This is a genomic window from Mycobacterium sp., assembly GCF_035653355.1.
GTDB lineage: Bacteria > Actinomycetota > Actinomycetes > Mycobacteriales > Mycobacteriaceae > Mycobacterium.
Genome location: NZ_DASRBZ010000425.1, coordinates 1 through 12,511, shown reverse-complemented (window position 1 = coordinate 12,511; position 12,511 = coordinate 1). Strand labels below are relative to the sequence as shown.

13 protein-coding genes and 1 riboswitch are annotated in these 12,511 nt (G+C 65.5%); of the genes, 3 read left to right on the top strand and 10 right to left on the bottom strand.

Annotated features, from left to right (window positions below):
* Window positions 1–81: 81 nt before the first annotated feature.
* Together trpS and yhjD are read left to right on the top strand one after the other, a co-directional pair.
* Window positions 82–1,101, top strand: a complete 1,020-nt coding sequence (gene trpS, locus VFA16_RS14720; protein ID WP_324968528.1) for a tryptophan--tRNA ligase — start codon at window positions 82–84, stop codon at window positions 1,099–1,101.
* Window positions 1,102–1,106: 5 nt separating this feature from the next.
* Window positions 1,107–2,141 (top strand): inner membrane protein YhjD, encoded by a 1,035-nt coding sequence (gene yhjD / locus VFA16_RS14715; protein ID WP_324968527.1) that lies wholly within the window; start codon window positions 1,107–1,109, stop codon window positions 2,139–2,141.
* A 14-nt stretch (window positions 2,142–2,155) separates the two neighbouring features.
* Here the strand turns inward: yhjD and VFA16_RS14710 are convergent, their stop codons facing one another.
* The 10 genes from VFA16_RS14710 to VFA16_RS14665 form a co-directional block, all read right to left on the bottom strand.
* Window positions 2,156–2,470, bottom strand: a complete 315-nt coding sequence (locus VFA16_RS14710) for a multidrug efflux SMR transporter (RefSeq protein WP_324968526.1) — start codon at window positions 2,468–2,470, stop codon at window positions 2,156–2,158.
* A gap of 11 nt (window positions 2,471–2,481) precedes the next feature.
* A riboswitch (guanidine-III (ykkC-III) riboswitch) is annotated at window positions 2,482–2,545 on the bottom strand.
* 111 nt (window positions 2,546–2,656) lie between these two features.
* Window positions 2,657–3,796, bottom strand: a complete 1,140-nt coding sequence (gene nagA, locus VFA16_RS14705; protein WP_324968525.1) for an N-acetylglucosamine-6-phosphate deacetylase — start codon at window positions 3,794–3,796, stop codon at window positions 2,657–2,659.
* Window positions 3,793–5,166 carry a sugar porter family MFS transporter gene (locus VFA16_RS14700; RefSeq protein WP_324968524.1) on the bottom strand — a complete coding sequence of 458 codons (1,374 nt, stop codon included), beginning with the start codon at window positions 5,164–5,166 and terminating at the stop codon, window positions 3,793–3,795. Before VFA16_RS14700 ends, nagA begins: the two co-directional genes overlap by 4 nt.
* 109 nt (window positions 5,167–5,275) lie before the next feature.
* Entirely contained in the window at window positions 5,276–5,863 is a 588-nt protein-coding gene (locus VFA16_RS14695; protein ID WP_324968523.1) for a TIGR03086 family metal-binding protein, read from the bottom strand.
* Window positions 5,864–5,872: 9 nt separating this feature from the next.
* Window positions 5,873–6,871 (bottom strand): sigma-70 family RNA polymerase sigma factor, encoded by a 999-nt coding sequence (locus VFA16_RS14690; protein WP_324968522.1) that lies wholly within the window; start codon window positions 6,869–6,871, stop codon window positions 5,873–5,875.
* Between the two features lie 50 nt (window positions 6,872–6,921).
* Window positions 6,922–7,665 carry a DUF899 domain-containing protein gene (locus VFA16_RS14685; RefSeq protein ID WP_324968521.1) on the bottom strand — a complete coding sequence of 248 codons (744 nt, stop codon included), beginning with the start codon at window positions 7,663–7,665 and terminating at the stop codon, window positions 6,922–6,924.
* Between the two features lie 110 nt (window positions 7,666–7,775).
* Window positions 7,776–8,450 (bottom strand): SDR family oxidoreductase, encoded by a 675-nt coding sequence (locus VFA16_RS14680; RefSeq protein ID WP_324968520.1) that lies wholly within the window; start codon window positions 8,448–8,450, stop codon window positions 7,776–7,778.
* 25 nt (window positions 8,451–8,475) lie between these two features.
* Entirely contained in the window at window positions 8,476–9,213 is a 738-nt protein-coding gene (locus VFA16_RS14675; protein ID WP_324968519.1) for an SDR family NAD(P)-dependent oxidoreductase, read from the bottom strand.
* 182 nt (window positions 9,214–9,395) lie between these two features.
* Window positions 9,396–10,628, bottom strand: a complete 1,233-nt coding sequence (locus tag VFA16_RS14670) for a D-alanyl-D-alanine carboxypeptidase family protein (protein ID WP_324968518.1) — start codon at window positions 10,626–10,628, stop codon at window positions 9,396–9,398.
* A 79-nt stretch (window positions 10,629–10,707) separates the two neighbouring features.
* A complete protein-coding gene (locus VFA16_RS14665) occupies window positions 10,708–12,054 on the bottom strand; it encodes an aspartate aminotransferase family protein (RefSeq protein ID WP_324968517.1) in 1,347 nt (448 codons plus the stop codon).
* A 24-nt stretch (window positions 12,055–12,078) separates the two neighbouring features.
* Between VFA16_RS14665 and VFA16_RS14660 the strand changes: the two genes are divergently transcribed.
* The coding region (locus tag VFA16_RS14660) for a sigma-70 family RNA polymerase sigma factor (RefSeq protein ID WP_324968516.1) at window positions 12,079–12,511 on the top strand (433 nt) is incomplete at its 3' end.

Sequence of the window (12,511 nt, the reverse complement as noted above, 5' to 3'; positions counted from 1 at the left end):
CTGCCGACAGTAAGGTGATACCGCCGGTACCGCAAGGACACGGAGTGCGGGGCGACGGCGGCGTGAAAAGATCGAGTCATCATGAGCACCGCTAGTCCAACCCGCCGGGTCTTTTCCGGCGTGCAGCCCACCTCCGACTCGCTTCATCTCGGCAACGCGCTGGGGGCGATCACCCGCTGGGTGGCGCTGCAGGACGACTACGACGCGTTCTTCTGCGTCGTCGATCTGCACGCGATCACGGTTCCTCAGGATCCGGAGGTTTTGCGGCGCCGCACGCTGATCACCGCCGCGCAGTACCTGGCGTTGGGCATCGACCCTGACCGCAGCACGATCTTCGTGCAGAGCCACGTACCCGCCCACACCCAATTGGCTTGGGTGCTGGGCTGTTTCACCGGGTTCGGTCAGGCGTCGAGGATGACGCAGTTCAAAGACAAGTCCACGCGTCAGGGCGCCGAGTCGACGACGGTGGGCTTGTTCACTTACCCGGTGCTGCAGGCCGCCGACGTGCTGGCATACGACGCCGAACTGGTTCCGGTCGGGGAAGACCAGCGCCAACACCTCGAACTGGCGCGGGACGTCGCGCAGCGGTTCAACAGCCGGTTCCCGGACACCTTCGTCGTGCCGGAGGTGATGATTCCGAAGGTCACCGCCAAGATTTACGACCTGCAGGACCCGTCGTCGAAGATGAGCAAGTCGGCGGCCACGGACGCCGGATTGATCAACCTGCTCGATGATCCCGCGTTGTCCGCCAAGAAGATTCGCTCAGCAGTAACCGACAGCGAACGCGAGATCCGCTACGATCCCGACGCCAAACCGGGCGTGTCGAACCTGCTGTCCATTCAGTCCGCGGTCACCGGCGTCGACGTGAACACGCTAGTCGAGCGCTATGCCGGGCACGGCTACGGCGATTTGAAGAAAGACACCGCGCAGGCCGTCACCGAATTCGTGACACCCATCAGGAACCGGGTCGAGGAATTGATGGCCGATCCAACGGAACTGGAGGCGGTGCTGTCCGCCGGCGCGGCGCGAGCCCAGGATGTTGCCGGCAAAACGGTCCAGCGGGTCTATGACCGCCTCGGCTTCTTGCCCCCACGGCCCTAGACAGCATGAGCGAAGCGGCCAAACCAGGGCTCCTCGATCGGGTGCGGGCGCGCTACGGGTGGTTCGACCATGTCATGCGCGCCAACAAGCGGTACAACGACCGCAAGGGCAATTTCTTCGCGGCGGGCCTGACCTATTACACGATCTTTTCGCTGTTCCCCCTGCTGATGGTCGGTTTCGCGGTTGCGGGGTTCCTGCTGGCTCGCCAGCCGGACTTGTTGGCCGAGATCGAGAATCGGATCAGAAGTGCGGTGTCCGACAAGTTCGGCAAGCAGCTGATCAAGGCGATGAACTCGGCGATCGCGTCGCGCAGTTCGGTCGGAATCATCGGCCTCGCCGGGTCGGCGTGGGCAGGCCTGGGCTGGATGGCGAATCTGCGCGAGGCGCTCAGCGCAATGTGGGCAGAACATGTGACATCGCCCGGGTTCGTCCGCACCAAGTTGTCCGATCTGGTGGCCATGCTGTCCGCGTTCGCGGCGATCGCGGCCACTATCGCGCTGACCGCACTCGCGGACGCCGCGCCGATGGCCAAGGTGCTGAATTTGCTGGGCCTGCACTACGCCCTGGCGCTCGACGTCATCTTGCGGGGTATTTCGCTGTTGATGTCATTGCTGGTGTCGTGGCTGCTGTTCACGTGGATGATCGCCCGGCTGCCGCGGGAGCCGGTCAGCTTCGCCGCCTCGATGCGGGCGGGGCTGCTGGCGGCTGTTGGGTTCGAAGTGTTCAAGCTGATCGGGTCGATTTACTTGCGGTCGGTATTGCGCAGTCCGGCCGGTGCCGCGTTCGGTCCGGTGTTGGGTTTAATGGTGTTCGCGTACATCACGGCGCGGCTGGTTCTGTTCGCCACCGCGTGGGCGGCGACGTCGCCGACCAACGTGCGCTCGGCGCCGGCTTCGGCGCCGCCGCCGGCGCCGGCGGTGATCACTCCACGGGTTCAAGTCGACGAAGGTCTGAGCGCTCGGCAAGCATTAACTTCGGCGGCACTGGGAGCTGTTGCTGCGCTGGGCCTTTCGCGGCTTGGGCGCCGCCGCGACCGGTGACGGCTGCCTTGAGGTCAGCTCACCAGCTTCAGGCCGACGATGCAGCCAATCACACCAGCGATCAGCACGACTTTGAGCGACGAGGCGGCTTCATCGCCGGTCAGCATCGCATAGCCGACGGTGAGCGCAGCCCCGATCCCGACCCATACCGCATAGCTGGTTCCGGTGGGCAGGCTGCGCATGGCCAACGCCAGCCCGGCCATCGAAAACACCAGTGCCACGGCGAAAACCAGCGATGGAGCCAGTCGCGAAAAACCGTCGGATTTGTTCAGCGCTGTCGCCCACACCGCCTCCAGGACTCCGGACACTACGAGAATCAGCCAAGCCATCGCGCGCCTCCGCAGCGCCGTCTTGTCGCTGGCCGGGTACGGCGCCCCTAGTCCGGTGTCGATTGCCGACGGTCCCGATGCTATCAACTGCCCGGTGCCCTAACGGTTTTAATGGTGGCCACCCGGTGGTATCACCAATGTGACGGGGCGGCGCGACCGCATGTGAGAAGCGGCGGTGTTGTCGGATTAGTCGCTCACCCAGGCGCCGTTGGCCATGACGGCGCTGACCCGCAGCTCCTGGTTCAGCACAACGACATTGGCGTCCAGACCGGCTCGCAGGCTGCCGACGTGGTCGAGACGGAGCACCCGAGCCGGTGTTGTCGACGTCATCGTCACGGCGGCGGTCAACCCGTCATCGGGATAGGAAGCCAACCCCGCCACGGTGCGAAAGAGCCGATCCATTGTGGCGGTACTGCCGGCAAGCGTGGAAGTCCCGTGCACGCATGCTACGCCCGAGACAACGTCGATCTTTTGGGTTCCCAACCGAAACGAGCCGTCGGCACAACCGGCGGCAGCGATGGCATCGGTGACTAACGCGACGCGGTCGGGCCCTGCGGCTTCGATCACCGCACGCACCAGAGCAGGATGGACATGTAGGCCGTCAGCTATCAGCTCGAGCGTCACCGTTGGATCCTGCAGCAGGGCCAGTGCTGGGCCGGGCTCCCGGTGGTGCAGCGGGCGCATCGCATTGAACACGTGCGTACCGACCGTCGCGCCCGCGGCAATGGCCTCGCATGTCTGCTCATACGTTGCATTCGTATGACCAACGGCAACAATGGTTTCCGCATCCACGAAGCGGCTGATCGCGGCGGCGCTGCCGGGAAGTTCTGGTGCCAGTGTCACCATCCGGATCGCGCCGTCACCGGCGGCAAGCACGGCGTCGATCTCGGCGAGGTCGGGGTGACGCAGTTGCGCATGGTCGTGCGCCCCGCATCGCTCCCGGCTCAGCCACGGCCCTTCCAGGTGGATGCCGGCGATGACGCCTGCCCGGGTGGCATCGGCGAGCCCACGAACGGCGTCCAGCAAGTCTTCAGGTGATGCGGTGACCAGGCTGGCCAGCGTGGTGGTGGTGCCGTGTCGGCGGTGAAATGCTGATGCTGCGGCGATCTCGTCGCCACGCCCGTCGGTGTACCAGGCGCCGCCGCCGCCGTGCACATGCATATCGACGAAGCCGGGAACCAAGGTTGCTTCAGGGAGATCGACATCGGGTGGGCGCGGCGGCGAGCCGCTGCCGCAATCGCTGATGCGTCGACCTGAAACAGTCAACCACCCGGGCCGGCAGATTCGGCCGTCGAGAACGATTGTGCCGGCGGCGATCACAGTCATGGCAGCCCACTCATCCTCGCACGGACCGGCTCGGCGGGCCAGTGACCGCCGTTCTCCCAGAAGTGCCGGATCTCCTCAAGCTGTCGGCTCTTGGTTTCCGGAGCGAACCGGTAAACGAACGCGAACGCGGCCACTGCGAACACACCGAATACTCCGAAAGTCCTTGCACCACCCAGTGAATGCAGCGTCGTCAGGAAGACACCGGCGACAATCGCGTTGGCCACATGGTTGGCGGTGAGCATAGCGCTGGAGCCCATTGACCGCAGGCGGGACGGCAAACACTCACCCGCATATACCCACACCAGCGCGCCGAAGCCGAAGGTAAATCCGATCGTGAAGAGCAGCACACCGACGAAACCCAACATCGATGCACCGCCTGTTGCTGTAGCGAAGGCACCGATGAGCATGGCGTCGGCGGCGATCATCACGGCGATGCCGCACAATAGAATCGGCCGGCGGCCCAACCGGTCGACCAGAACCAGCGAGACCACTACCGCAGCCAAAGCCGCGACCTGAATCAGCGCTGGCAGCACAAGCAGCGCGAAATTGCCGTGAAAGCCCATCGCCTCGAACAGCCGCGGGCTGTAGTAGACGATCGCATTGATGCCGGTGATTTGAATGAAAAAGCCGAGCCCAATCAGAAAGACGGTGGCCTGCCGATACGGCCGTTGCAGCATCTCGGCGATCGTGGCGCCGCGTTCTTCAGCCAGCGCGCAAGTTATTTCGGCGAGTTCGCGTTCCACGTCTGCCTTCGGCTCCACCCGCCGCAACGCCTCGCGGGCCTCGCCGACGCGTCCCTTGAGCAGATACCAACGGGCGGTGTCGGGCAATCGCAGCATCAGCAGCAATACCGCCGCGGCAGGTACGGCGGCCAGTCCCAGCATCCATCGCCAGCTGTGCGAAGCGGCCAGCAGATAGGCCCCCAGGTAGCCGATGATGATGCCGACGACGGTCGCTACTTGGTAGGACACCAGCAGGGAACCGCGGACGGCGGCCGGTGCCGACTCGGCGACGAAGACCGGTACCACCACCACGGACACTCCCATGGTTACGCCGAGCAGCAACCGCGCCACCAGGAGCATCGGCACAGAAACCGACAGCGCGGCCAGCACCGCGAAGGCCGCGTAGCCCGCCACCACCAGCACCATCGACCTCTTTCGTCCGACCGCATTGGCCAGCACACCAGCACCGAGGGCGCCGACGATCTCACCGATCACCACGGCGGTGATGATCAGTTCCTGTTGTCGCGTGGTCAGGTCGAACTGGTTGGTGATGGGCAGCAGTGCGCCGGCGATGTTGGAAATGTCATAGCCGTAGATAACACCCACCGTTGCCGCGGTGAGCCCCACTGCCAGCGCCCTATTTGCCACCCCCGAAGGTTATCCATCGCCGTTGACCGGGACGCGACTGCGCAGCAGCTGGATCACTCGGGCCGGCTCGTCAGGAGTGACCAGCCTACTGCGGACGCTGGCGGGTTTATCATCGCGCGCTCGGCGCCGCTTGCCGGCCGAAAAGGGCAAGTAGCCGGTCACTTGCCGTGGCGTTGGCCGCCACTGCCAGAGGCTCGCCGAACAAATGCCCGGCTACCGCGGCATCAGCAAGCGGTGGGGACACCCCCAGCAGAGCCGAAGCAAGATCGGCGGGAATGGGGCGCTCGACCCTGCATGCCTGCGCGATGTCCCAGGCATGCAGGACCATTTCGATTGCTGCAACATAGACAACGATGGTGGCCGGAAGGTATCGGCCCCAGATCTCACACCACCGGCCGGCGGTCGGTAGCGATGCCGATGCGAGCAATAAGTCGACGATCCCAGCCCGCAGCAGGCTGATCGAATCGATGCCGGCTTCCGGCTTCGGGTACGACCCGCCGCCGGTATCAACCTCCGGCACCGCGAGCACGTCGGCGACTTCCTCCAACGAGGTACGGACATGGCCCAACAGCTGGCGCAGATCCCACTCCTGGCAGGGCGTGGGAGCCGAGAGGTTGGTGTCGCGGACCAAAAGCAGGCTGTGGAAAAGGTAACGGCTCGCCTCGGCCAATACAGATAGCTCATCGGTGGCGGACACGGGCCCCACTCAAATGGGTGCCGCGGGCGGCCCGACGAGATACGTCTCGGGCAGGCCGAACCTTGCGACTAGCGTTGGGTCGTTGAACGCGACGATGCGCGCGACGCGTCCACCGGCAAGCGACAACACATCGAGGCCGCTGGCCCGGAAGGATCCGTCCGGTGCGCGCCTGTACATAGCAAATGCTGGAGCGCCATTAGCCTGCGTGTAGGTGAGCCGCCATTGATCCGGCGTATGCAGCACGACTCGGGCCAAGAATCCGCACACCGCGTCCCGCCCCGCGAACCATGTTGGAATGGGAGGCATTTCGACCTCGACATCGGCGCGGAGCAGCTCGGCCAGTTCGTCGATGTCGGCGTGTTCAAACGCCGCCATGTAGCGGTCGAGCAAATCACGCACTGCGGGTTCGGTCGGTTCGGCGAGCTCATCCAGGATCGGGCGGGCCTGGTCCAACTGCGAACGGGCGCGTTGCAGTGCGCTGTTCACGGCGGCCGTGGACGTGTCGAGCATCTCGGCGACTTCTCGGGCCTGCCAGCCCAGCACGTCGCGCAGCACCAGAACGGCGCGTTGGAGGGGCGACAAGTGTTGCAGTGCAGCCACAAACGCCAAGCGGACGGTGCTGCGGTGAGACGCGACCACAGCGGGATCGTCGGTAGCACCATAGAGCAGGCTGTCCGGGGCCGGTTGCAGCCACGGGATGTCGGACGCTGGCGCGGCGAGCGTCGCTGCCGCACTGTCCGCCGGTGCGCTCAGCCCAGAAGGGAGAGGACGACGTCTCCGCGTCTGCAGCGCGGTCAGATAGGTGTTCGTCGCAATCTTATAGAGCCACAATCGAACCGAGGAACGGCCCTCGAACCCCTCATAGGACCGCCACGCGCGCAGGTACGTGTCCTGCACGAGATCCTCGCAGTCGTCCAGGGATCCGAGCATGCGGTAGCAGTACGCCAGCAGCTCAGACCGATACTGTTCGGTGAGCTGCGCGAAATCGTCAGCGCTGGTGACTGGCATCGCTCAGATCCTTCCTGGCCTAGCGGTGGCATCACAATAGAGTCTTACCGTCAGGTGTCCCTGCGTGGTGGCCGCGGGTCATTGGGGTCGCGCTCTCCCGGCTCGGGGTCTTCCCACCACTGCGACGGCTCGTCGCCATAGGCGTCATGCCAGTTCCACCACACATACGGCGGGGTCTGCGGATAGCCTTCCGGTGAATCCTCCCAATCTTCTTGGCGTCCAAGTGCAGTCATGTCCAGGTAACTCCACGTGTTGCCCAGTGCCTCGTCGCCGCGGCCGTTGATGAAATACGTGCGGAACACCCGTTCGCCGTCGCGGATGAACGCGTTGGTCCCGTGCCACTCGTCCACGCCGAAGTCTTTATCGAAGTCATCGGTGATGGTGTACCAGGGCATCTGCCATCCCATCTGCGCCTTGAGGCGCGCGATGTCAGGCTGGGATGCACGCGAGGCGAACACCAGGGTGGTGTTGCGGGCGTTCAGATGCGCCAGGTGACCGACGTGGTCGGCGATCATGGAGCAGCCGCGACAGGCATGTTCGGGCCAGCCGTCGACCCCTGGCTCGAAGAACGCCCGGTAGACGATCAGCTGGCGACGGCCGTCGAACAGGTCCAGCAGGGTGGCCCTGCCATCGGGTCCGTCGAATTGGTAATGCTTTTCGACGGCCAGCCACGGCATCCGGCGGCGTTGGGCGGCCAGCGCATCGTGGGCGCGGAAGGCCTCCTTTTCCTTTACCAGCAGTTGCCGACGCGCGGTGTCCCATTCCTGTGCCGACACTATCGGGGGTGTCTTCATGGTGAAGGTCGCCTTTCTTGTGGTTCAACGGTTTTGGGGTCATGCGAGCTTTTGCAGCCCGACGCCGGCCAGTAGATAGCCGGGCGCAACGGCTGCGGCATCCGTCCGCACTAGCTCGACGACGCCGGCGCCGGCAGTCTGTGGGCTGAGTGGTTCGCCAAACTGCTTGACATATTCGTCCACGGACAGGCCGCTGCGAGCCGCGTACGCCTGCACGGCAGGGCGACCCAGTTCGGTGAGCGGAGTAATGCGGGCATCAGGGCGGTGTACGTGATGCCCAGGTCGCCGCGGTTCGCTTCGTCTTGTGCGTAACCGGTGATGAAGCGCTGGGTGGCCTTCGCGCCGGCATATCCGCCGCTGAGAGGCGATCCGGCCAGCGCTGCGCCGCTGCTGATTACGATTACCCTGCTGTCGCGTCGCAACGGCTTGAGCAACGTCTCGCGCAGCCAGTGGAACGCAATCCGCACGTCGCTGTTCCAGTTCGCCGAGAAGGTCTCCCAGGTTTGGTGCTGCAGAGGACGCACGAGCGGGCTTGCCCCGGCCACCAGAACGAGAATTTCGGGATCGTAGCGGTCCAGAACGCTGCCTGGCAGCGACGCGTCAGCCGCATCGGCGACCACGGCTTCGATGGTGCCCGCGCCGCGGGACGGCTTGGGAAACGTCGTTGCGCTGCGGGAGATTGCGATCACCGACGCGCCGGCGTCAGCCAGAGCGGTCGCGATCCCATGGCCCAGTCCGCGGCTTGCACCGACGACCAGAGCGGTCTTGCCGGATACGTCGGTCATGGTGTCCTCCAGTCGTTCTCGGGCCTCAGTCGCCGACGGCGACGGGCGGTGCTTGTGCGAGCAGTTCGGCGTATTGGCGCTCGAGCGCTTTGGCGGCGCCGGTGCGCCAGGCCGGCGCGATGGATTGCGACACGGCGTCGGGGAAGATGTCTTCCGCCTCGGCTTCTATGCCGTCGAACACGGCTGCCGCGACGGACTCCGGCGATGCTTTCGGTATGTCGAGGCCTTGCGTCATATCGGTGTCCGTTGGACCGGTCAGAATGGCGTGGACACGCACACCGTGGGGAGCCAACAACGCGCGCAGCGACTGGGTCATGTTGAACGAAGCCGCCTTGGTGATCGAGTACGCCGGGATGAGGGGCAACGGTGCCAACGCGTTGACCGACAAGTTGTTAACGATTGCACCGCGCGATCGGATGATCAGCGGCAGGAAGGCCTTGGTCATGTCATAGGTGCCGAAAAGGTTGACCGCCAACTGCTGTTCGAGGATCGAACGATCGCTGAGGTCGTCATAGAGCGCTACGCCGGCGTTGTTGATGAGCACATCCAGATCACCGACTCTTGCCAGGGCGTGTTGAATCTGCTCCGGGTCGGTCACATCCACGGTCAACGGCTCGATCCGCGGATCGGAGAAGTCTGCCGGTCGGCGGATACCGGCATAGACGCGCGTCGCACCTCTGCGTGCCGCTTCTTCGGCCAGTGCCCGTCCGATCCCGCGGCCAGCGCCTGTGACGAGCACCGTCTTGCCCGCGATGGTTGCCACGATTCGATCTCCCTCCGAAAAATGAAAAAGTCCCCGCGGGTGCGGGGACTTCTGGTGGGCCAATGTGGCCCAGCGCGGTCGGACGTGTACTAACGCTGCGATCGCGTCACGTATATAGACCCGGCGCGGCGGCAAAACTCATCGCACCCGTTATCGGCCGAGGCGGTTGAGCCTGCGAGTGACTAGTGCTGCGGCCGACGGTTCAGCGACCGCGCCACCATGATCAAGGCGAACACGATGATGGTCCCGATGATGGCTACTCCCACTCGCACCGGCATCGCGTCGGTGGCCGGCATGATCCCTGCGGCATTTGCGGCGGCACCGGCGTCATCGGCAGCGGTATCCGGCTTCGGTGCTACCAGCGCGGGATCGGGCTCGATGAGTGTGCCGACCCGGGTGCCCGGCGCGGTGGCGAACCCGTAGTCCAGCAGATGGGCCGCCTGCTGCCATGGCGCGATCGGCTGGCGCGTGCCGTGCAGCAAGACCGCCACCAGCCGGCGCCCGTCATGGTTGGCCGCACCGACGAAGGTCTGCCCGGCGTCGTCGGTGTAGCCGGTCTTGCCGCCCAGCGCGCCCGGATAGTTGTAGAGCAGCTGATTGTCGTTTTCCAGCTGGTAGCCCGGGTGATCACCGTGGCCCGGGAAGTCGAAGGTGCGGGTGGCGACGATGTCGGCGAATGTCGGGTTCTGCCAGGCGTAGCGGTAGAACAGGCCGATGTCGTAGGCCGAGGTGCTCATCCCGGGTCCGTCGAGCCCGGAAGGTGTGGCGACGCGGGTGTCGCGTCCGCCGAGCTTGCCCGCCAGCACGTTGATCTTCTGCAGCGCGGTCTGCATACCACCGAGCTGCACGGCCAGCGCGTGTGCCGCGTCGTTGCCGGAATGCATCAGCAGCCCGTGTAGCAATTGGTTGACGGTGTAGCGCCCGCCGGGCGCGACGCCGACTTTGGTGCCCTCGGCGGCGGCGTCCTCCGGGGTGCCGTCCACGGCCTTGTTGAGGTTGAGCTCGTTGATCGACGCCATGGCGACCAGCACCTTGATGATGCTGGCCGGCCGGTGCCTGCCATGGGGATCGCGGGCGGCGATCACCGCGCCGCTGTCGAGGTCGGCGACCAGCCAGGCCTCGGCGGAGATGTCCCCCGGGACCGGCGGGGTGTCGGGCGCAGTGACGACGCCGCAGCCGCCCAGCGCGTTGCCCCCAACCGGCGAGCTGGGCACCGGCAGTGGCGCCGGCGGATCTCCGGCCTTGGGGACCTCCGAGGAGTCGACCGCGGGCGGGGTGGCGACCTTGTACCGGCAGGCGTCGGTTCCAGCCGCCGGTCCAGCATTGGGCTCGGCGGCCGCGACGGGCAGACCCAGCACCGTGGGCGCCACCAAAAGCGCGGCTGCCAGGCATGACGCGGGTCGTAGGAAGGCCATCGTCTGAGCAGAGTAGGCGATCAGCGACGGAATTCTGCGGAGCTGTGGCTAGTGTTGCGCAAGTGACAAGCGGAAGTGTTCAGACAGCGGCCGTCAGCACACTGCGCAGGATCGATTCGATGGTGTCGAACTCGGCCTGGCCGCTGATCAGCGGCGGCGCCAGCTGGATCGCCGGATCGCCGCGCTCGTCGATTCGGCAATACAGCCCGGCGTCCAAGAGCGCCGAGGACATTCGTGGCAGCAGCCGCCGGCGCTCGTCTGCGGTAAATGTTTCCCGCGTCGCTTTATCTTTGACCAGTTCGATGGCGTAGAAGTAGCCCTCCCCGCGGACGTCTCCGACGATCGGCAAGTCGTAGAGCTTTTCCAGCGTGGCGCGCAGCCTGGGACCGTTGTGCTTGACGCGGTCGTTGAGGCCTTCGCGCTCGAAGATGTCGAGGTTAGCCAGCGCGACCGCCGCCGACACCGGATGCCCACCGAAGGTGTAGCCGTGAGGGAACATCGTGGTGCCATCGTCGAACGGTTGGAACAACCGGTCGCTGGCGATCATCGCGCCGATTGGCGAGTACCCCGACGTCAGGCCCTTGGCGCAGGTGATCATGTCGGGCACGTAACCGAAGTCGTCACATGCGAACATCGACCCGATTCGCCCGTAGGCGCAGATCACTTCGTCGGAGACCAGTAGCACGTCGTAGTGGTCGCAGATCTCGCGGACCCGCTCGAAGTAGCCCGGCGGCGGGGGGATGCAGCCGCCGGCGTTTTGCACCGGCTCTAAGAACACGGCAGCGACGGTGTCGGGCCCTTCGAACTCGATCGCTTCGGCGATCCGGTCGGCGGCCCACCGGCCGAAGGCTTTGACGTCGTCGCGCAGCGGTTCGGGGGCGCGGTAGAAGTTCGTGTTAGGCACCTTCACGGCGCCCGGCGTCAGAGGCTCGAACGGCGCCTGGTACTTCGGCACGCCGGTCAGCGCCAGCGCGCCCTGCGGGGTCCCGTGGTAGGCGACCGCCCGCGAAATCACTTTGTATTTCCCGGGTTTGCCGGTGAGCTTGAAGTACTGCTTGGCCAGTTTCCACGCGGTTTCGACGGCCTCGCCGCCGCCGCTGGTGAAAAACACCCGGTTCAGATCGCCCGGTGCGTAGCCCGCGAGACGCTCGGCGAGCTCGATGGCGGGCGGGGTGGCGTACGACCACAGCGGGAAATACGCCAGCGTGCGGGCCTGCCGCGCGGCAGTGTCGGCAAGTTCTTGGCGACCGTGCCCGACCTGCACCACAAACAGCGCCGAGAGGGCGTCCAGGTAGCTTTTGCCGCGGTCGTCCCAGATGGTGACGCCGTCGCCGCGGGCGATTATCGGCGGGGTGACGCCCGCGCCGTGCCGGGCGAAATGGCCCCACAGATGGCGGTTCGCCTTCGCAGAGAGGTCTGAGGTCATCCCCGCGAACGTTACGCTCGGGTGGTGACTTCCGTTCAGCAGGTAGACGAGTTCGAAGCGTTGCGCCCGCATCTGCTGGCGGTCGCCTACCGGCTGACCGGGACGGTGGCCGACGCCGAAGACATAGTCCAGGAGGCGTGGCTACGCTGGAACGCTACCGACGACGCGGACATCCGCGACCTGCGTGCCTGGCTGACCACGGTGGTGAGCCGGCTGGCCCTTGACCGGTTGCGCTCGGCCGTGCACCGCCGGGAAACCTATGTTGGCCAATGGCTTCCAGAACCGATAGTGACCGGTTTCGACGATGCCGATCCGCTGTCGACGGTGGTCGCCAACGAGGACGCTCGCTACGCGGCGATGGTTGTCCTCGAGCGGCTCAGCCCCGACCAACGGGTCGCGTTTGTGCTGCATGACGGATTCGGGGTGCCGTTCGCCGACGTGGCGAACGTGCTGGGAA